This window comes from Photobacterium sp., from assembly GCF_033720175.1.
Taxonomy (GTDB): Bacteria; Pseudomonadota; Gammaproteobacteria; order Enterobacterales; family Vibrionaceae; genus Photobacterium.
Window position 1 is genome coordinate 100,842 of record NZ_JAWWDA010000013.1, and the last position, 19,405, is coordinate 120,246.

Sequence of the window (19,405 nt, forward strand, 5' to 3'; positions counted from 1 at the left end):
CCAACTTTGCGTTAGAAAGGAGAGCTGACAATAAACTCGCCTTATCATAAAATTTCACATAACATTACGCAAACGTTTGCGATCAACCTTGGTCATTAAAGTAGACAATGATCCATTATTGGAAATTTTTGTTTGATCGGCTATCTATAGATAAGGTATGTTACGTACTTGTTAGGAGCAAGGCATCGTTGCAGTGCGCAAAAAAAATACGGCAAAACATTATTTGTGACTCAATAACTATAAAACGATCCATAACTAAAACGTGTACGGCTCTGATATAGCACTAAACCGGCTTGGAGTTCGACCCGAGGATAACGTGAATGAAAGCTTCGTATCAAAATCATGATTTAGAAATGTTCTTTTCCACCAGCCTTTCGCAGATTGACGGTGCCGTCAATTCAGGTATAGAGGCAGAACTGAACCGCCAGAATCAACAGATTGAACTGATCGCCTCTGAAAACATCGTTTCTAAAGCAGTCATGCAGGCCCAGGGGAGCTGCTTAACAAACAAATACGCTGAAGGTTACGCAGGCCGTCGTTACTACGGTGGCTGTGAACATGTTGATGAAGTCGAAAAGATTGCGATTGCTCGCGCCAAACAATTATTCCAGTGTGAATACGTAAACGTTCAGCCACACTCTGGCGCACAGGCTAACGGGGCCGTTATGCTGGCCCTGCTCCAGCCTGGCGACACAATTCTAGGCATGTCACTCGATGCCGGTGGTCACCTGACTCATGGTGCGCGCCCGGCCCTTTCGGGCAAATGGTTTGATGCCGTTCAGTATGGCGTAAACAAAGACACTCTGGAAATCGATTACGATCAGGTTCGTACACTGGCTAAAGAGCATCAACCTAAAATGATCATTGCGGGCGGCTCTGCTATTCCTCGCCAAATCGATTTTTCAAAATTCCGAGAAATTGCGGATGAAGTCGGCGCATACCTGATGGTTGATATGGCTCATATTGCTGGCTTAATTGCAGCAGGCGAACACCCAAGCCCCATTCCTCATGCTCACGTGGTTACCACAACGACCCATAAAACCCTTCGGGGCCCACGCGGCGGCATGATCCTGACCAACCACGACGATATCAATAAAAAGATCAACTCTGCTGTATTCCCGGGCCTTCAAGGTGGTCCGCTAATGCATGTCATCGCCGGTAAAGCGGTGGCGCTGGGCGAAGCCTTAGAGCCCGATTTCAAGCTTTATATCAAAAATGTGATTAGCAACGCCAAAGTTCTGGCAGAAGTATTACAGACTCGTGGCTGCGATATCGTTACAAATGGCACAGATACGCACCTCATGCTGGTTGACCTGCGCCCTAAAGGCCTAAAAGGTAACTCTGCTGAACAGGCACTTGAGCGCGCGGGTATCACTTGTAACAAGAATGGCATTCCATTTGATACCGAGAAACCGATGGTGACATCTGGTATCCGCCTAGGAACACCGGCTGGTACCAGCCGTGGCTTCGGTAATGAAGAATTTAAACAAATTGGTGAGTGGATTGGCGATGTCCTGGACGGGCTGGTTGCTAACCCGGAAAACAACAGTGAAGTAGAAAAACGCGTCAAGCAGCAGGTACAAAAGCTGTGCAGCCGTTTCCCTCTTTACCAGTAACAACACGCTATTACTTCAATTGACCTGTTGCTGCCAAATCAACAGGTCGTATAACAAACATTATATGCGGAACAATTGCGCAAGGAGTTTTAAATGGAAAAGACACTGAAGTTCGCTGAAAGCCATGAGTGGGTACGTGATAACGGCGATGGCACTATCACAATGGGCATTTCTGACCATGCTCAGGGTCTGTTGGGCGATGTTGTATTCGTGGATCTTCCTGAAGTAGGCGATTCGACAGAAGCGGGCGAAACGTTCTCTCTGGTCGAGTCGGTAAAAGCGGCTTCTGATATCTACTCTCCGGTAACCGGTGAAATCGTTGAAATCAATGAAGATCTGGAAGACAGCCCAGAACTCATTAACGACGAACCGTACGAAGGTGGCTGGATTGCCAAAATCAAGATCACTGACGTTGAAGATCTAGCTAAGCTTATCGATGGTGATAAATACCTAGAAACTATCGAAGACTAAGTCAATCTCGGCTTTTGAGTTCTGTCTTTTAATCACCAGATTGAAATGTCAGCCGGCTTGAAAGCCGTTTTTCAGCCCTCACGATGACTCATCGCAATTGCATCAAAGCGAAGCAGCTTTTCTGATGTAATTGATAGCAACTGTTCAGGAAAGAACCATGACCGACATGACTCTTCTAAATGCATTAACTGACGATCAAGATTTTGCAAGACGCCATAATGGCCCTGATGCGGCTCAGCAAAAAATCATGCTGGAAACCATCGCCGTTGAAAGCGTTGATAAGCTGATTGAACAAACGGTTCCGGCAGCTATTCGCCTACCTGATGCGATGAAACTGGATCAGCCTCAGAGTGAAGCCGATATGCTGGCTTCACTAAAAGCGATTGCCGGTAAAAACACGATCAACCGTAGCTATATCGGTCAGGGTTACTACAACACCCTAACGCCAAATGTCATTCTTCGTAACGTGCTGGAAAATCCGGGCTGGTATACGGCGTATACTCCTTACCAGCCAGAAATATCTCAAGGCCGCCTTGAATCTCTGCTTAACTACCAGCAGATGATCATGGATCTTACCAGCATGGAACTGGCAAACGCCTCGTTGCTTGACGAAGCCACCGCCGCAGCCGAAGCCATGACGCTGTGTCAGCGTGCAGGCAAAAGCAAGAGTAAGGCCTTCTTCGTATCAAACGATCTCCACCCGCAGACCATCGACGTGGTTCGTACCCGTGCAGGCTTTATCGGCATCGAAATCATCACCGGCTCTGTCGACGAGCTGGACAGCCTCGATGTATTCGGCGCGTTACTTCAGTACCCGGGCACCAGCGGTAACCTTGTTGATCTCACCGAAACCATTGAAAAAGCGCACGCAAAGAAAACACTGGTCGCAGTGGCTTCTGATCTTCTGGCACTAACACTCTTAAAAGCACCGGGTGAAATGGGCGCTGACGTGGTGATCGGTAGCGCACAGCGCTTCGGTGTGCCAATGGGCTTCGGTGGTCCCCACGCGGGCTTCATGGCAACCAAAGACAAGCATAAGCGTACCATGCCAGGACGGGTGATCGGCGTCTCTAAAGACTCGAAAGGCAACCAGGCACTTCGCATGGCAATGCAGACTCGAGAACAACACATTCGCCGCGAAAAAGCGACATCTAACATCTGTACCGCACAGGCGCTTCTCGCCAATATGGCTGCATTCTATGCCCTGTATCACGGTCCGGAAGGTCTGCGTAAAATCGGCCGCCGGGTACACCACCTAACCGCCATTCTTGCTGCCGGCCTGCATCATTCAGGGATCGAACTGGCAAACGAAAGCTTCTTCGACACCATTACCCTGAACACAGGCAAGAAAACAGACGAATTCTATAAAAAAGCACTGGAAGCAGGGATCAACCTGCGTAAATACCCTTCTGCCGATGGAAAAAGTGCTCAGCTTGGGATCAGCATCGATGAAACCAGCAAGGTTGAAGATATTGAAGAGCTGCTTTCACTCTTTAGCGGCAACCAACTAAAAGCGTCAATGTTCACCGCCGATATTGCGGCTGACGAGTTTGCCGCCATTCCTGAAAGCTGTCGCCGTACCAGTCAATACCTGACTCACCCGGTCTTTAACGCGCACCACAGTGAAACGCAAATGATGCGTTACATGAAGAAGCTGGAAAATAAAGATTACTCACTGACTCACGGTATGATCCCGCTGGGCAGCTGTACCATGAAGCTTAACGCAGCCGCTGAAATGATCCCTGTTACCTGGCCTGAATTTGGTGCCCTGCACCCATTCGCGCCCGCAGAGCAAACCAAAGGCTACCAAGAACTGGCAGCGAAGCTCTCTGAAATGCTGTGCACGGTGACGGGCTACGATGCATTCTCGCTACAGCCTAACTCGGGTGCGCAGGGCGAATATGCCGGTCTTATTGCAATCCAGCGTTACCACCAGCATAACGGCGATAGTCACCGCAACGTCTGTCTGATCCCAAGCTCAGCACACGGTACAAATCCGGCATCAGCCGCGATGGTATCGATGAAAGTGGTTGTGGTTGGCTGTGATGACAAAGGCAATATCGACGTTGACGATTTGAAGGCGAAGATCGAAAAACACCGCGATAACCTGTCGTGCATCATGATCACCTACCCGTCGACCCACGGTGTATACGAAGAAGCCGTTCGTGAAGTGTGTGAACTGGTTCATGCCGCAGGCGGTCAGGTTTACCTTGATGGCGCTAACATGAACGCACAGGTTGGCCTGACAAGCCCAGGTTTCATTGGCTCTGATGTCTCGCACCTGAACCTGCACAAAACGTTCTGCATTCCGCACGGTGGCGGCGGTCCGGGTATGGGGCCTATCGGTGTTAAATCTCACCTTGCACCGTTCCTGCCTGGTCACGTTGAAACCGAAGCAAGCCAGCAACAGCAATATGCCGTTTCGGCATCAGAGCTGGGGTCGGCGTCTATTTTACCTATCTCATACGCGTATATTGCGATGATGGGTGAACAGGGCCTGACAGAAGCCACAAAGCTGGCAATCCTGAACGCTAACTACGTGATGGAACGTCTGCGTGTACACTACCCTGTTCTGTACCGTGGCAGCGAAGGCCGTATAGCTCACGAATGTATTATCGACATTCGCCCGCTGAAAGAAGCCTCTGGCATCTCTGAAGAAGATATTGCCAAGCGCTTGATGGACTATGGCTTCCACGCCCCGACCATGTCGTTCCCTGTTGCCGGCACACTGATGATCGAACCGACCGAATCTGAGGATTTGGCTGAGCTTGATCGCTTCTGTGACGCAATGATTGCTATCCGTCAGGAAATTGCACGCGTACAAGCTGGCGAATGGCCGCTAGACGACAACCCACTGGTAAATGCGCCACATACCCAAGTCGATCTAATGGAAGCCGAGTGGAGCCACAGCTACACCCGTGAGCTCGCATGCTTCCCGTCAAACCAGACGAAAGCATCAAAGTACTGGCCGACCGTCAACCGCGTTGATAATGTCTTCGGTGACCGTAACCTGGTTTGCTCATGCCCAGGCATCGAGAATTATATTGAAGATTAAGATTTCACTAACTACGTTGAAAACCAATAACTGAGTTGGAAACTGAAGTGATACAAAAAAGGCGAACCGGATGGTTCGCCTTTTTGTTCTCTAAGAGAAGGTTTAATTTTTCAGATTGATCTCTAACTTCCAATGGGACAATGCTGTGGTAGTGCGTTTTGTCAGTAATCTAATAGCATGATTGGATTTATAAAAATCTCGGCCGCAAGCGACCGAGTTTTAAGAGCGAATGATGTTATCGTTTCGGTAACATCACAAAACAATCCCGGTTAAGGTAAACCGTATTCCACATGTAACAGTGGTGCCCCATCGGCACTGCCTTCATAAGCTTCTGCGATTCGCTCACCCGTGCCAGTGATAATGATGACCAGGGAATTACCGCTTGACCAGGATCCCCTGTCCACAACCTCCTGAATGACACCAGCAATGCTGGGTGTCATCTGGTCGGGACCGGCCTCTCCCACATTCGTCCATGGTGCAGGCGACCATGGCACAGCCATAACCGTTTTCACTCTGGAGGAAATGTTCCCGCGGGTTGAAGTGAATGCTGCCGCGTTATCGGTATTTTCCCCATGAATCAGAAGTGACGTTTCTACTGTGCTCGTCTCGTCAGCCTGAAACTGAATGTAAGCACTGGTGATGACCGCATTCTGAGGAATATTTACCGCATTGAAGCGCAGGCCAACCAACTGATCACCACCGCCGTCATAGACAAGCTCAAGGTCGGTGCTCGAGAGTTGCATTCCCCCCGTCGCTCTCTCCTCGGCATCATCGGCACCGGCCGTGATCCGGATGTCTAACACGCCTCCTGCTGCAGTCACATCGATGTTAACGGTAGCCGTATCGCATGCCCCAAGAGAATCACAGATCTGGTAGACGAAGCTGTTAGCACCATTAAAATCCAGTACCGGTGTATAGGTGAAACTGCCGTCCCCATTGTTCAACAGCGCACCATTCGACGGCTCCGAGCAAGTGGGACAAGCGGTATTCACCGTCGCAGGGTCAAGATTGCCATTGGCGTCGAAATCGTTGGCCGCTACATCAATGTTCACTGCCGTGTTCTCGGGCGTGCTGGCACTGTCGTCCTTGGCTACGGGCGGCACATCGATGGTTGTGAATGAAAATTCCACATGAAGGAGCGGTGCCCCGGCGGGCGTTCCGTCATAGGCTACGGCTACTCGTTCACCGGCACCAGTGGCAATAATCGCCATTGAGTTACCGTTAGACCAACCCGGCTGGTTCACAATCTCCTGAACGACTGCGGCAATATTGGGAGTTCGCTGACCAGTGCCGCTCTCTCCTGCGACGTCCCACGATACGGGCGACCATGTCACTGTAGCCGCCGTCCGGGGCCGGGACGAAATATTCCCTCGGGTTGAAGTGAATGTCGCCGCATTGTCACTGACCTCCCCTTGTAGCACCAGCGTGGTTCCCACTGTATTTGCCTCATCCGCTTCAAACTGAATGTATGCGTTAGTAATGGTAGCGCCCTGAGGGATACCCACGCCGTTGAAACGCATGCCTACCGCCTGATCACCACCGCCGTCATAGACAAGCTCAAGGTCGGTGCTCGAGAGTTTCATACTCCCCGTCGCTCTCTCCTCGGCATCGTCCGAACTGGATGTTACCTGCACCTCAATAATCTCGCTGTCTCCCTCTGGAGGTGTGACGATAACCGTGATCGATGCAGCGCCGCTCAGGCCGCCGCTGTCGATGGCGCTTGCGCTAATAGTATGCGCTCCAAGGGACAAGACCTCGGTCGTGCTGCCACCGATACCCATCGGACCATCCAGTGAGGATGTCCAGCTCAAGATATTCGTCAGGTCCCCGTCCTCGCTGTCACTGGCCGACCCCGTGAACAGAATCTCTGTGCCCGCGATTACGCTCGATCCATCCGACGGCATAGCAATCGTCACGCTTGGTACGCTGTTTACAGAACCCGTGAAATTAGCGGTAATGGTCTCATCTGTGGGGCCAATGGTGATCAGCTGTGTTGCCGGCCCGCCGATCGACCAGCTATCGAAGCTGTAGCTTCCCTGCGGATCAGGCACCGAGATCTGGCGGCTTCCACCTTCGGGGACGAGTACATTGAACGGTGCGACGCTAGTCCCGCCGTCATAGGTGAGATTGAGACCGCTGGGCACGCTGCTAAAGGTATAGGTCAACAAATTAGCAAGCAAGTCGACGCAGTCTTTATCGCTTAGCCCGTCGCTGTCGGTTGCCGTCAGACAAAGCTCAATGTAGGTGTTATCGCCATGATCGTAGTACACGAAGCTGCCGGTTTGGCCCGTAGCCGAATAGAAATCGAAGTGCACGTGTTCATTGTGGTGGAGCTTGCCCTCCCAGACGAGTGCACTTCCGGTAAGTTCACCATCTTCGGGGTCAGAACCGGTACCGCTGATATTCACGGTACTGTTGATCACCCATAGCTCAGAGCCGGTCGGTGATGAGATCGTGGCCGTTGGAGGGGTCCCTACTGACGTTACGTTGACCGTAATCGATGCCGAACCTGTCGCGCCGTCGTTGTCTGTGACCCTCGCCGTTATGGTGTGCGTGCCGTTCGACAGAACTGCCGTCACACTGCCCTCGTTGTCGGGTAGTGGTCCGTCTAGAGAGGAAATCCAACTTAGTGCCGACGTCAGGTCGCCATCCTCAAGATCGCTGGCCGTGCCAGTAAAAGTGATCGGCGTACCTCCAGATACCGTCGTGCCGGAGGACGGCGCTGAAATGATAACGCTGGGTGGACTATTGCCACCCGTTTTGGAAACGCCAATGTGCAACAATGGTGCGGCAGTGGCGCTGCCGTTATAGGATTCCGCCACCCGTTCGCCGCTACCGGAAAAAAGGATGACCAGTGAATTGCCGCTTTCCCAGCCTGCGCGGTTAACAATTTCACTGATGATCGGAGAGATATCAGGGGTGCGTTGATTACTACCCGCTGCACCCACGGTCGTCCATGCAGCCGGTGCCCACGCAACATTCGCAAACGTTACTGGCCGGCTGGAGATATTCCCCGCAGCCAGATCAAAGGTCAACGCATCGTCGTTGGCTTCGCCTTCAATCAGCAGTGATGTTTCAACGCTGCTGACTTCATCAACGGTAAACTGAATAAAAGCTTCTTCAATCTGAGCACCAGCCTCAACAGCGATATTGTTGAAGCGTAAGCCGATTATCTGGTCTGAACCGTCAAAGACTAATTCAAGATCTGAACTCGTTAGCCTCATAGTGCCATCCGCAGTTTCTTCGGCGTCGTCCGATCCCGTCGCCACCCGAATATCCAGGTTCTGATTACCCGTACTACCGCCTTGGTAAACGATGCGCTCAACAACATTGGTTTGAACGTTGACCGTGTAGAGATCGCCATCGGGTCCAACGGCCATATCCACGGATAGAAGCTCAGTTGCGAATGGTGTGACGGTCACTGAATTGCCGTCGATCTGCGCGTAGCTCATTTCTTGGGTGGCATAGTCGGCGAAGAACATCTTGCCGTGATATTCCGCAGGCCATTTGGTGTGGGTATAGAATCCGCCAGGAATGATCGACCCGCCAATACCACTGACGTGAGGGTAAGCGTACGGCGCAGCAACGGCATTGTTCGACGTGTAGTACTCCTGACATTCGGCGAGCGAAGAATAGATCGGCTGCTCTATCAGCACCGCGTTTCCCCCTTCATAGCAGGGCCAACCGAAATCGGTGCCTGGAGGACCATAATTTAATTCTTCCCAGCCATTTCTCCCGACGTCACCGCTATACACTTCGCCTGTGTACGGACTAATCTGGATCCGGTAGGGGTTTTTGAAGCCAAGCTGCCACACCTTAGACCGATTGCTGTCAGGATCTCCATCCCAGAAAGGGTTGTCTGGCAGACCGCCGCCAGTGATGGGGTCGATCCGCAGAATCTTGCCGATTGGGCTGTCGATATGCAATGAACGCAAGGCCCGTGGATCTGCTGTGCTCCAGGAGGAAGCATCGCCGCTGCTGATATAAAGCATGCCATCGGCCCCAAAGGTGACCGTGCCTAGGCTATGGCTTCGACCATCGGCGGCAATGCAGTCGCGAATGTATGCTCCTGTTGGCCCACAGGTCCAGGGTGTCGACAGGTCGTCTTGTCCTGCAGCGGGGTCGCCGATGTTTTCCCACACGCTTGTTGTACCAAGCAGTATCACTTCGCTACCCGGCAGCGCTGTTTTATAGTTTGTTGCCGGATCGGCAGACACTCGAATCATCCGTGCCACGCGCTGCCCCGTTCCGTCCGGACCTAAGTTGTCTATCTGACCCACCGTCTCGGGAGGATCATAGGTGTAGAGCAGGTATACCCATGGGGTGTTGGGAAAGTCTGGATGAACAGCTGTACCGAGCATACCGCGATCACTGGATGAGTTAACCTCAGCCTCGATATTGATAAAAGGCGTATCAATGAGAACATCATTCTCCACAATCCATACGATCCCTTTTTTGGTCCCCACGAACAGCCACCCATTAGGTGCCCACTCAAGATCAACTGGGCGGCTTAAGGCATCGTCGCTTACATAAGCCTCCAAGACGAAGCCTTCAGGCAAACTTGGCGCGCCATAGACCGGCGAACCAGCCATACCAATGACGAAGCTAGACACAAGACATAACGGCCATAACCATGTTAGAAATTTCTTGGCGTTTAACATGAGAAAAGCCTTATCTGAAATTTTGCATTGAATGCGAATTTGTCGTTATTGCTTCGTGGTACTGGCAGCGATAGGGAAGGAAGTTTTTAGTATGTCTTCGTTGCGGATTTCCATTTTCGGATAATAGAGAGCACTTGTCATTCGTCATTATAGTTTCCCTCGGTCATGCATTATTTGCCTAACATTTTATTCAACGCACGCTGTTCGTATATCTTCCAGATAGCCAAAATACACGAAGCCAATATTCGTTGAAAAATATATACGCATGTGGGTCGTGTATCTTAAAATGCAAGCTACCGCCTACATACCGCTCTAAACTCAATGCTAAATAGCTTTCTAATCGTAGACCTTTTGAGGAAGGTAACTCAGTCCAAATTGTGAGATCTAATCAGTTATCACACATAAGCATCTATGCCCCTTAGGAGTTCATCCTCACTTATCACCCTATTAGTTTACGTATGGCAAATCGGCATAAACAGAATGTTAATGAGTAGAAAATCTAACAAGAAAGGGGGGTAAAATCGTGCCAGATGGTGAAGCTGGCAGGAAGTTGGATAGTTCTGAGTTACAGCGTTTGCTAATTTAACCCTTCCCGAATTATCTCAGTTATGGCAAAACAAGTTAGGTATATTACTCTAGCCAGCTAAGAATGAATGATGGGAATAAGGAATACTGGCGCTGGGCAAGGCCTGCCCGAACAATTGGAATAAAAATGCTAACTAACATGAAACGGCATTTAACCCTTTAGCACTAACAAGTTTTGATAGTCGCTCTGTGGAGCGGCTTAGATCTGTTATTTATTCTTGTATAAGTCTATTGCAAAGTGGTTGAAGATCAAAAACCAGTCTTGGCTATTGTTACACACAGCTTTAGTTTTATTCATTATGCTGAGAAATTCTTCGTTGCCTGTACAGTGACCTAACATTGTAATTAGTTGATTTGAACTAAAGAATCGGCTGTTTAGAGTATTGAGAGAATTGTCTGGGTTGATGTACTCATTTTTAAAGATATCACTCTTGTAAATATTTTGCAGCTTTCTAAATGTTTTATTTATTTTTTCAATTTTCTCGATTACTTTCGGATCACTATCAGTAGTACTAATAGTTGAATTGATGAATGATATCAGAATGCTTCTAACGCTGTTAACATCTGCTAGACTGTAAAAATCGAAGAGTGTCAAAGACACTTTTTCAATACTTCTGTCTTTAAGTTCAAGAGTGAACCCATTCTCGAATTCAATTTTTCCTTGTTTTCTAAGTAAGTATTCATGCCTACAAATTTGCTCTTGAGAATTTAGTAGTGATAAAGCTAAGTCCCACAATCCTGATAAGATATCTCCGCTTTTTGATTCAATGTCCAACTCTTTAGATTTTTCTTCAATGAAGATGATTCTGTCACTAGTTTCAATGATAAAGTCACATTCACCATCTTTTGAACTTGAACTAATCTCTTGAAAAACGTTTCCTTTAACTTTGTATTTTAATCCAGCTTTGTGAGATATTTTTTTTGCATTCAATAGGTTTTTTATAAATTCTTCTGATATATCTCCACGTAAGTCGTTAAATCTTTTTCCTACTATGCCTATTTGAGCACAATCATTTTTCAGCTTATCTCTTAAAAACCATACAAATCCATCGTTATGAAAATATGAGTTTAAATAAAGGATCTTTTCATTTTTTTTAATAAATGGTTTTTCGTAGTAGTTTATCGCGTTTATATCGAAAGGATTTAGATAGTCACTATTAACTTGATTTTCTTCTATACATAGTTCATTCAATGCGCTGTTTATCGCATTTTTTGTATATTTCCCTAATAATTTAGAATATAGCTCTACTTCTTCTATGGACTGTATATTAATGCTCGGTGTTGTGTTTACTATGTCAAAAATATCAATGTAAATATTTAAATCTATATCATTGGGTATTTTGGCATTATGATTTTTATTGAACATACCGTTGATTATTTTTCTGGCATTACTATTACTATACTGATGGACAGTGAATAGTTCATCGTGCAATAAATTTTTTCGCAAATACGGGATTATATCTTGACCTGAAAAAATGCTTTCGTATGGATTTAACCATTGCAGCTCTAATATTGTCATTAGATCTTTCGATAGCTCAATAATCTCTGATATCTGCTTTTTTGCTTGATGATTCTTTACTGTATTCAAATTCTTTATTGACAGGTTATAAAGGTAACCAAAAGGAATATTTTGCTCTGGTTGAGAGTTTGTTGGATGTAACTCTTTCCTCAAGTAAAATCTATCATGCTTTCTCCTATAGCATGATTTAATTCTTTCAAGAATATCTTGATAAAGTTTGTCACCTAATTTTTTGGCTCTAAAATCGATTCTTTGCAGAATGTTTTTGAATTGATCATCACTTAAGTGAATTTTACCTTCGATTACATCAACCGTGATTCCTTTTTTTCTGAACCTTTTCACTGCTTCTGATATGATTTCGTTTTGTTCATTTAGAGATAAATATGGATGATTATGATTAGCCATATAAATGTAATTTTGTATTAGTTTATGTGCCTCTATCCATTTTTGTTCATTGATGGTGTACCCATCTAGAAAATTTAAAAAGAATCTGAGGTAAGCAAGAAATTTGAATTCATTAGGGTTTTTACTGTTACAATAGAAATCATAAGAAAATTGGTTAAAAACCGTGATGTAATCTTCGTAAGGACATTCATTTGAAGTAAGTAACGATACTATTCTTCTCTTTATAAAGTCCGTGACTTCATTAGTCGTTTTAGAAGAGGTGAAGGTGTAACCTATTTCGTTAGCTACCGCTATAAAATCCTTCTTTGTTTTAAAATCTATACTCCAATCGTAAGTCGATGTAGTCAGAGTAGAGAACAATTGATTCATCGTCACACCTTATATTTACAATAATATCAATAGCTTTCTGGGTTACATGGTACTAAATCAGAATACACCTTTTAAACTCACAGAGCGAGATAGATAGTGCTAGTGAACCAAATAAGGATGCCCTGATAGGCCTTTCGTCTATCCATTAGTTTATGTACGTGAAAAACTCAGTATCGTGAATTGCACTGAGTATTAACGTTAACTTGGAACGGGGTATAAGCGTGCCAGAGGAAGCACCTGGCATACTGTTGGACAAAAGTGAGTCAGTGATTTGCTAATTTAACAAAGCATCAATTAGATGAAATATGGCAAAGCATCTATCTCTACCTACTCAACGCCCTCATTAGGGTTCAACGTGTATCTGTTTACTTGGTTATAATTGCGTATAAATAGCAATTGGCTCGACAATGATCTCATTGCCTTTTATACCGTTAAAGGTAGTTTCTAAGTTATATAAATGCTCTCCCATGTTCTCGAAATGGGAGAAAATATTTGAATCATCAGCAACATTGTCAAGATTAGGACTAGGAGCCGGTTCACATTGGCAGATCACACCTAATACAATAAATTTTTTCGATGTGTTTCTTGAGTACTTTCGGTATATCGCAGTTAACGAATCTCTTAAAAAATCACTATTTAGGCATGATGTAAATGTGGTATCACCGTATTCTTGCTTAAGGCGAACTATATCATCTCCAAAATGTTCCAAGACGGTGTTGAAGCCTTTCTGTGATAATTTGGGGATACCAGCTAACTCAGCCTTACGCTCACGAATCAGGTTATCTATCTCTGCCTGTAATTTTTTTGTGCTCTGTAATTTAGGGTCAGTATGTTTTCTTCGTTCAAGCTCTTGTAATTCAGCAGTTAAAGGCAGGGTAGCGATAGCATCACTAATATCGCTAAAGTGTTTGAAAAACTCTTGCAGCTCTTTCAAGTTAAGAAAATTACCCTTTGCTTCGATTTTTACAAAAGACTTACCTGAGTCACAGATGTCAGAATAAGAATATTCTACATCATTCAAATCGAGTAACCGACCAGTGGACTTTAGCTCTTCTTCAAACAGATTAAACGAATGGTCATGTAGGAATTTTTTTTCGGTAAATTTACTTGTTTCACGAATAACATCAGCAATTACCTTGCTCGAAAGTAGTTTATCTTTAGATTGTTGTTCATTAGATTCATCGAGTTGTTGCTCATTGAGAACATATTCAGTCACACCCTCAAAAAGTTGTGAGGATAAAGAATATAATTTATCTTCATCTATATAAATGAAATTTTTAATCATTTCGCTTTCCTAACATAGTCCGTTTTTTGAAACGTTCTCGCGCTTCTTTATGATCTTTTTTTCTTTCTTCCAAAAATTGTTGATGCGAGTATTTGCGCTTGGTGTCAATATACGTCCACGCCGAAAAAATGATTGTTGCAATAACAGCTATAAACGTTATAACGCTAATTAAGATATCTGCTAGCATGGCGATTCTCCACCATGGGATGTAATTCTAGTTTCAGATTTTGCTTTTGCTGTTAACCTGAAGAAAACGATAAAACAAAACACGAAAGAACAACTAGCTAGAACCATTGATGAATTAGTGAGCTGTCCAAGTTTTATCTTGTCATACCCGGACTCAATTATAAGCAATGCGAACATTAACGCTCCGTATAATACAATAGCGATAATTGACCCTGTATTGCTAAACGACTTCCAGGTTTCGTCGCCCGACATATGTTCCAATTCATTAAAAATTGAGATGTGAAGTACAAAACCAAATGCGATGAAATCTGCAGCTGAAATTAAGTCAATTCCTTCAATAAATGAACTGCTAAGAAATCGTAGTACTGATGGTATTAAGCCAATTGCAACAGTATAGCAGAACCATTTAACGAGCTTGGTTGTAGATTGGTTGCTCACAATGACTCCTGTTGAGGTGTGACGGTTCCTCATTCTCATAGACACAATACTGGTATAAGTAAAAGTAAGTCAAATGATGGTTTAGAAAAGTGAGTGGTTAGTATGTTGAAACAAAATTTGGGGCAGAACTTTGTCAGTCGAGATCACGCTGACATGTTGCTGGAAAAAATCAATTTGAACTTGGCATCTGCAACAAACCATTTCATTAGAAAATATACGGTGAATTTTGCAATTGGCCAACATGCCCGACTTAGGTTGGTCGGGCTGTTTTCAGCTAACGCCTTAAATAAATAGAACATCATGTTACGTATGACGAACATGTTTAAGTTTATTGATTACGCTTGGTTTGACTCTTCATCAATATCGCAATCAGTACAACTTTGTAGTGCGATTTCGTGTTCAAAAACTGCTGCATCGTTACCTTCTGCCAGTAGCTCTGCTATTTCATCCGCGACTTCTTGCTCATCTTCCGCTTCAACTTGATTCGCTAGTTCTTCTTCTGAGTAACCATAGAAATTCAGCAATAAGTAATCACGCGCTTCGTCTTTAGTACAAGTAACGCTCACCGAAAGATCTGGCTCAACGTTGCCTTGCGCGATAATCGCAGCCACTTGCGCTAGGACATCATCTTTCATCGCAGCCGTTAACCAACCAAGATCAGTGCTCACTGTGGTTTTTTTACAGTTAAAACAAGGAAGTTGATGAAAGTAATATTGAAAATCAGTCATAGGTAATTTCTTCTTTGAGAGTTGTGTAGCAAGATTATGCTCGTTTTCTAGCAAAATACTATCTCAATAGACATTGAAGACTGGATTGCCATGGATTATTTAGGGCGAGGCGCAGAGCGAGGTAACGCTGATCACTCAGCTAATACTAAAAACATGGTTTATAGGCCACCACTCCTAAGCTAATCTGTAGTGGCCTAAAAGATAAAGGGACAGAAATGAGTCAGATGTTTTGCTAATTTGGCAGATCATTAATTGAAGTATGGCAAAACTCGCTTAGATAAGTGCCTTGTAGTACTCACGTCGAACCCAGGCTAAGCCCCTTAACCAGTAAGTACAGTGCGTAAAATGGTAATTTGACTAATTGAATGCACTAGGAATAGGATATAAAGGCACATGACAATAATGTTCAGTTATATGCTGTATACCTTGATTAGTAAGAGCAATCCAAATGTCTAATGTAGTTCAGTTCTCTATGTTCAGTGGTAGTAAGAAGACTAACACTCCCCCACCAATCAAATCACCAAGCCCTAAAGCTTTGAGGGAACAGGCAGCATTGAAGCAAGAGAATCGCTGCTACTTTTGTGGCAAACGCAAAGAACCAAAAGAGCTGAACTGGCTTAATAAGATTGGTTTTAAACAAAAGGCTTATGTTGTCTGCGGTACTTGTAGTTCTGAATCTAAGTCACGTTCAATGGATGAACTACGGATAATCCTTGCGCTGAAGGCTATGGATTTCAGAACAGTTAAGATTCAGCAGTACCTTGAGTTGAGAGAAAAAGGTGTTCAGATAGACGGTGTACGTGAATACAAGTTCCACTTTGAAACTATTGAGTGATTATGACCATGAGCTAAAGGTGAGTCGACAAGTGAAAACCAATAACTATCGACTTCATAGACACTAAGTCGGTAGTAGGAAAATACTATATGACGCGTAGTTTATTAGCTGAATACTTTTTCTTCGTAAAAAACTTGGGGCAAAAATAAGTCAGCAATGATTTACTGACTTGATACAGGACAGAGAGATATTGCTGGATATTTTATAAGCGAGCTAATTGCGACTTTCTCTCCTTCTTAACAACACAGAAATTCCCGCGTCTTGTACGACATTTTGAGCACCTTTCACAATCAACTGGCGCTCTGTTGCCTTCTTTCCAGCGCTTAATTAAATGCGGTTCAGACAACAACGGTCTTGAGAGAGCAAAGTATTGAATATTGGTTTTATTCGCAATCTCTTCTATTGCATCAATATCCGTTAATCCGCCGACGGTAATAACGGGAATATCCACCTCTTCACTAATAACATGCCCATATTCATGGAAATAACCTTCTTGTTGAATGGTATATCCATCAAAATGCTCGCCAATCACGGTATCAGCCTTACCATGGATATTACCTGAGATGATGATTGCATCCACGCCAATCGCTTCTAATTTTTTACACACCATGCGTGTTTCAGCAAAGGTTAAGCCCCCCTCAAAAAACTCAGATGCCGTCAATTTAACTAATATCGGATACGCATCACCAACACGTTTTCTTATTTCAGCATAGATCTCTAATAGCAATCTCATTCGATTATCTAGGCTGCCGCCATATTGGTCTTCTCTTCGATTGTAATAAGGGCTTAAGAACTGATTAATTAAATAGGTATGTGCCGCGTGTATTTCGACCCCATCAAACCCTGATTCTTGCGCTCTTCGGCTTGCTTGAGCAAATGCCTGAACGATGTAATCTATTTCGTCCTTGGTCATCGCTTTGCCTAATGTTTGTGTGCCTTTTTCACACACTTCACTCGGCGCATAGATCACCCTTTCACCGACATTGTGAGTGGTTTTTGTACCGCCGTAGGCAAGTTGCATAACTATTTTAGAATCATTACTGTGTACCAACTCAGTGAGCTTTTTGTATTCGCCGATAAAGGAATCGTTGTACATTCCCATCATGCCGGCATTTGGCTTCTCTTCTTCTACAATATTGGCATAGCCCGTTACAATTAGACCGACTTCCCCTTTAGCGAGTTCTTCGTAGATGGCGTATAGCTTATCCGTCATATGGCCCTCTTCTGTCGCCATATTTTCCCACGTCGCGCTTCGAATAAAGCGGTTTTTTAATGTCATATTGCCAATACGGGTTTCAGCAAACAAAGTACTCAAGTTCGATCCTCTTAAAAATTATTATCTAGCACACTATTTAGCGACGCTGACACGAAGTGCACCCTCGACAGGCAGAACGGGAGTGAGGATCTAAACGACTTCGCTGTACTTTGCAATACGCATTTTTAAATGCGCGACGGGCTGAAAACCAATCATCTGGTTTTTCAAGGAGCAAGTATCCATTAGAGCGTTTCACTAATTGTGTGCGGTATTCGTTGATAAAACGGCTATCAAAGTCAATATCAAAATACGCCAACGCTTGCTCTATTGACGTAAAACTAGCGATGGTTTGTTGAATATCGGCTTGGCTCATAATCTAAATTGATGGAGATATTTCCGCCAGTTTAGGTGAGCATGGGTATTCAATCATTGATCAAGCACGTATTTCACTCGATTTTTATAGGTTGTTATCGAGACATAGGAGCACAAAAAACTTCTCGTCGTTGAATAGTGCCCCTTTTTGAATTCGCTCATCCACTTTCAACCGGTTGGTCAGTTAGTCGCTAAATTGAGCTGATCTCATCGTTCTCGACACTCTGACGATGGATAACATGGTATCAATTGCGTTGAGCTGTTCGCGTTCCGAATAAATATGCTCTAAGTTTAATATTATCCAGTACAAATCGTTTATCTTCTCCTTTTCTCTTCTTGTGGAGAGTTTGTCTATTTAAGGGAATATTATGATTGAGAGGCGCAAACATTCACGTATCCAAGCAGACTATGAGGTTATACTGAACCACCCTTCTTTCGGTACTGTGGTTGGTAAGGTCAGGGATATGTCGGATAGCGGGGTTTTCCTGACGTTCGATTCGATAACTGCCGTCGACGATGGGCTGGTGGTCGAGGCAAAAATCCAAGGTGATGGCTGGGACGAATCAATGCCTTTTCTTAAGATGCGCGTGATGCGTCAGGAGGCGTTGGGGATGGCATTACAGTTTGTCGTGGAGCCATTTGCCCGATATGCTATTTCGAGACAGAAAAACGCCGTCAGTCGTTAACTGACGGCGCCTACAGCAAGGCAACTATGTGTTGCCAGTGTTCTCGGTGTTAAGGCAAAAAACCTTAGTGCAGACTTTTTGGGCCATTACGGACAAGATCTTTACCATTATCGAAAACGTCTTGAGTGACCCAGCGCGCCAGAATAAGTTGCTGGCTATTATCGAATACTGCAACGAAATGGCGGCCATCAGAATTATTGGTTGCCATGCCTACACCTGCAACGTCTTTTAAACCCAGACCGCCATTTTCAATAGACAATAGAAAACGCTCTAGTTCTTCCAGGTTATTAATTACATCAAGTTCATTATTCATTTGTTCAACACTCTTTCTTACTAAGCAAATCCACCGGCTTGTTACGCCCTACGGCGCAGTCTCATCATTTAATGACGGATGAAGCTGGCGGTTAAAAATTGTTTGAAACACTACCGTTAACCAAGGTGCATGAGAGCCTTTAGGGTAATAGTTTGCGTACTTTACAGGTGATAGAAGGTGATTGAAACCATGTTTGCGACAACCGCTGTAAAACATATCAATACAACAGAGAGCGCTTCTGCGCTGCATTGTGTCAATGATTGGCCGATGAAAGAACTGAGTCATAATTTTTCAAAGGGGTAACATTCATGACTTGCTCTTCAGCTGGATGGACCCACCGTCCCAATTTAATACTAATATATTTAATACTAATATATTTTATCTTCGCGTTATCTCACATCGATTCTAACATCTTACTAAAAATAAAATTCAACATATAAACCAGAAAGCGAAGTTATATTAAAAATATTAAAATGTATAATCCCTAAGAGAATATATTAATATATCTTTAATGATCGATTTATCAGCACAGCTTCCATCTGTCTTTTTTTAACAAATCGCTACAATAACTTTCTAACTGTGTTATTGTCTTCCCTCTCCCTACCGCTTAGTAGGGACTTCTGGTT

At 44.7% G+C, this 19,405-nt stretch carries 13 protein-coding genes; 5 read left to right on the forward strand and 8 right to left on the reverse strand.

Going from position 1 to position 19,405, the window contains the following annotated elements; genetic code table 11:
- Positions 1 to 320 precede the first annotated feature (320 nt).
- From R3289_RS14850 to gcvP, 3 genes are all read left to right on the forward strand, one after another.
- A complete protein-coding gene (locus R3289_RS14850; protein ID WP_318926468.1) occupies positions 321 to 1,616 on the forward strand; it encodes a serine hydroxymethyltransferase in 1,296 nt (431 codons plus the stop codon).
- A 93-nt stretch (positions 1,617 to 1,709) separates the two neighbouring features.
- A complete protein-coding gene (gcvH, locus tag R3289_RS14855) occupies positions 1,710 to 2,087 on the forward strand; it encodes a glycine cleavage system protein GcvH (protein ID WP_318926469.1) in 378 nt (125 codons plus the stop codon).
- Positions 2,088 to 2,253: 166 nt separating this feature from the next.
- Positions 2,254 to 5,142: an aminomethyl-transferring glycine dehydrogenase gene (gene gcvP / locus R3289_RS14860; protein ID WP_413466711.1), complete on the forward strand. Its 2,889-nt coding sequence runs from the start codon at positions 2,254 to 2,256 to the stop codon at positions 5,140 to 5,142.
- A 269-nt stretch (positions 5,143 to 5,411) separates the two neighbouring features.
- Here the strand turns inward: gcvP and R3289_RS14865 are convergent, their stop codons facing one another.
- From R3289_RS14865 to R3289_RS14885, 5 genes are all read right to left on the reverse strand, one after another.
- A complete protein-coding gene (locus tag R3289_RS14865) occupies positions 5,412 to 9,803 on the reverse strand; it encodes a PQQ-dependent sugar dehydrogenase (protein WP_318926471.1) in 4,392 nt (1,463 codons plus the stop codon).
- 793 nt (positions 9,804 to 10,596) lie between these two features.
- Positions 10,597 to 12,681 carry a hypothetical protein gene (locus tag R3289_RS14870; RefSeq protein ID WP_318926472.1) on the reverse strand — a complete coding sequence of 695 codons (2,085 nt, stop codon included), beginning with the start codon at positions 12,679 to 12,681 and terminating at the stop codon, positions 10,597 to 10,599.
- A 373-nt stretch (positions 12,682 to 13,054) separates the two neighbouring features.
- On the reverse strand, positions 13,055 to 13,966 hold the full coding sequence (locus R3289_RS14875) for a hypothetical protein (RefSeq protein ID WP_318926473.1): 912 nt from the start codon (positions 13,964 to 13,966) through the stop codon (positions 13,055 to 13,057).
- A gap of 180 nt (positions 13,967 to 14,146) precedes the next feature.
- Complete coding sequence (locus R3289_RS14880; RefSeq protein ID WP_318926474.1) at positions 14,147 to 14,590, reverse strand: hypothetical protein; 444 nt, start codon at positions 14,588 to 14,590, stop codon at positions 14,147 to 14,149.
- A 335-nt stretch (positions 14,591 to 14,925) separates the two neighbouring features.
- Positions 14,926 to 15,318 (reverse strand): hypothetical protein, encoded by a 393-nt coding sequence (locus R3289_RS14885; protein WP_318926475.1) that lies wholly within the window; start codon positions 15,316 to 15,318, stop codon positions 14,926 to 14,928.
- Positions 15,319 to 15,766: 448 nt separating this feature from the next.
- Between R3289_RS14885 and R3289_RS14890 the strand changes: the two genes are divergently transcribed.
- On the forward strand, positions 15,767 to 16,153 hold the full coding sequence (locus tag R3289_RS14890; protein ID WP_318926476.1) for a hypothetical protein: 387 nt from the start codon (positions 15,767 to 15,769) through the stop codon (positions 16,151 to 16,153).
- A 202-nt stretch (positions 16,154 to 16,355) separates the two neighbouring features.
- Here R3289_RS14890 and R3289_RS14895 read toward each other — a convergent pair whose 3' ends face one another.
- Positions 16,356 to 17,468 carry an NADH:flavin oxidoreductase gene (locus R3289_RS14895; protein ID WP_318926477.1) on the reverse strand — a complete coding sequence of 371 codons (1,113 nt, stop codon included), beginning with the start codon at positions 17,466 to 17,468 and terminating at the stop codon, positions 16,356 to 16,358.
- A gap of 37 nt (positions 17,469 to 17,505) precedes the next feature.
- Positions 17,506 to 17,781 (reverse strand): nitrogen fixation protein NifW, encoded by a 276-nt coding sequence (locus R3289_RS14900; RefSeq protein WP_318926478.1) that lies wholly within the window; start codon positions 17,779 to 17,781, stop codon positions 17,506 to 17,508.
- Between the two features lie 367 nt (positions 17,782 to 18,148).
- Between R3289_RS14900 and R3289_RS14905 the strand changes: the two genes are divergently transcribed.
- Entirely contained in the window at positions 18,149 to 18,466 is a 318-nt protein-coding gene (locus R3289_RS14905; protein WP_318926479.1) for a PilZ domain-containing protein, read from the forward strand.
- Between the two features lie 64 nt (positions 18,467 to 18,530).
- On the opposite strand, the gene R3289_RS14910 is transcribed toward R3289_RS14905, so the two are convergent.
- Positions 18,531 to 18,779: a hypothetical protein gene (locus R3289_RS14910; protein WP_318926480.1), complete on the reverse strand. Its 249-nt coding sequence runs from the start codon at positions 18,777 to 18,779 to the stop codon at positions 18,531 to 18,533.
- Positions 18,780 to 19,405 lie beyond the last annotated feature (626 nt).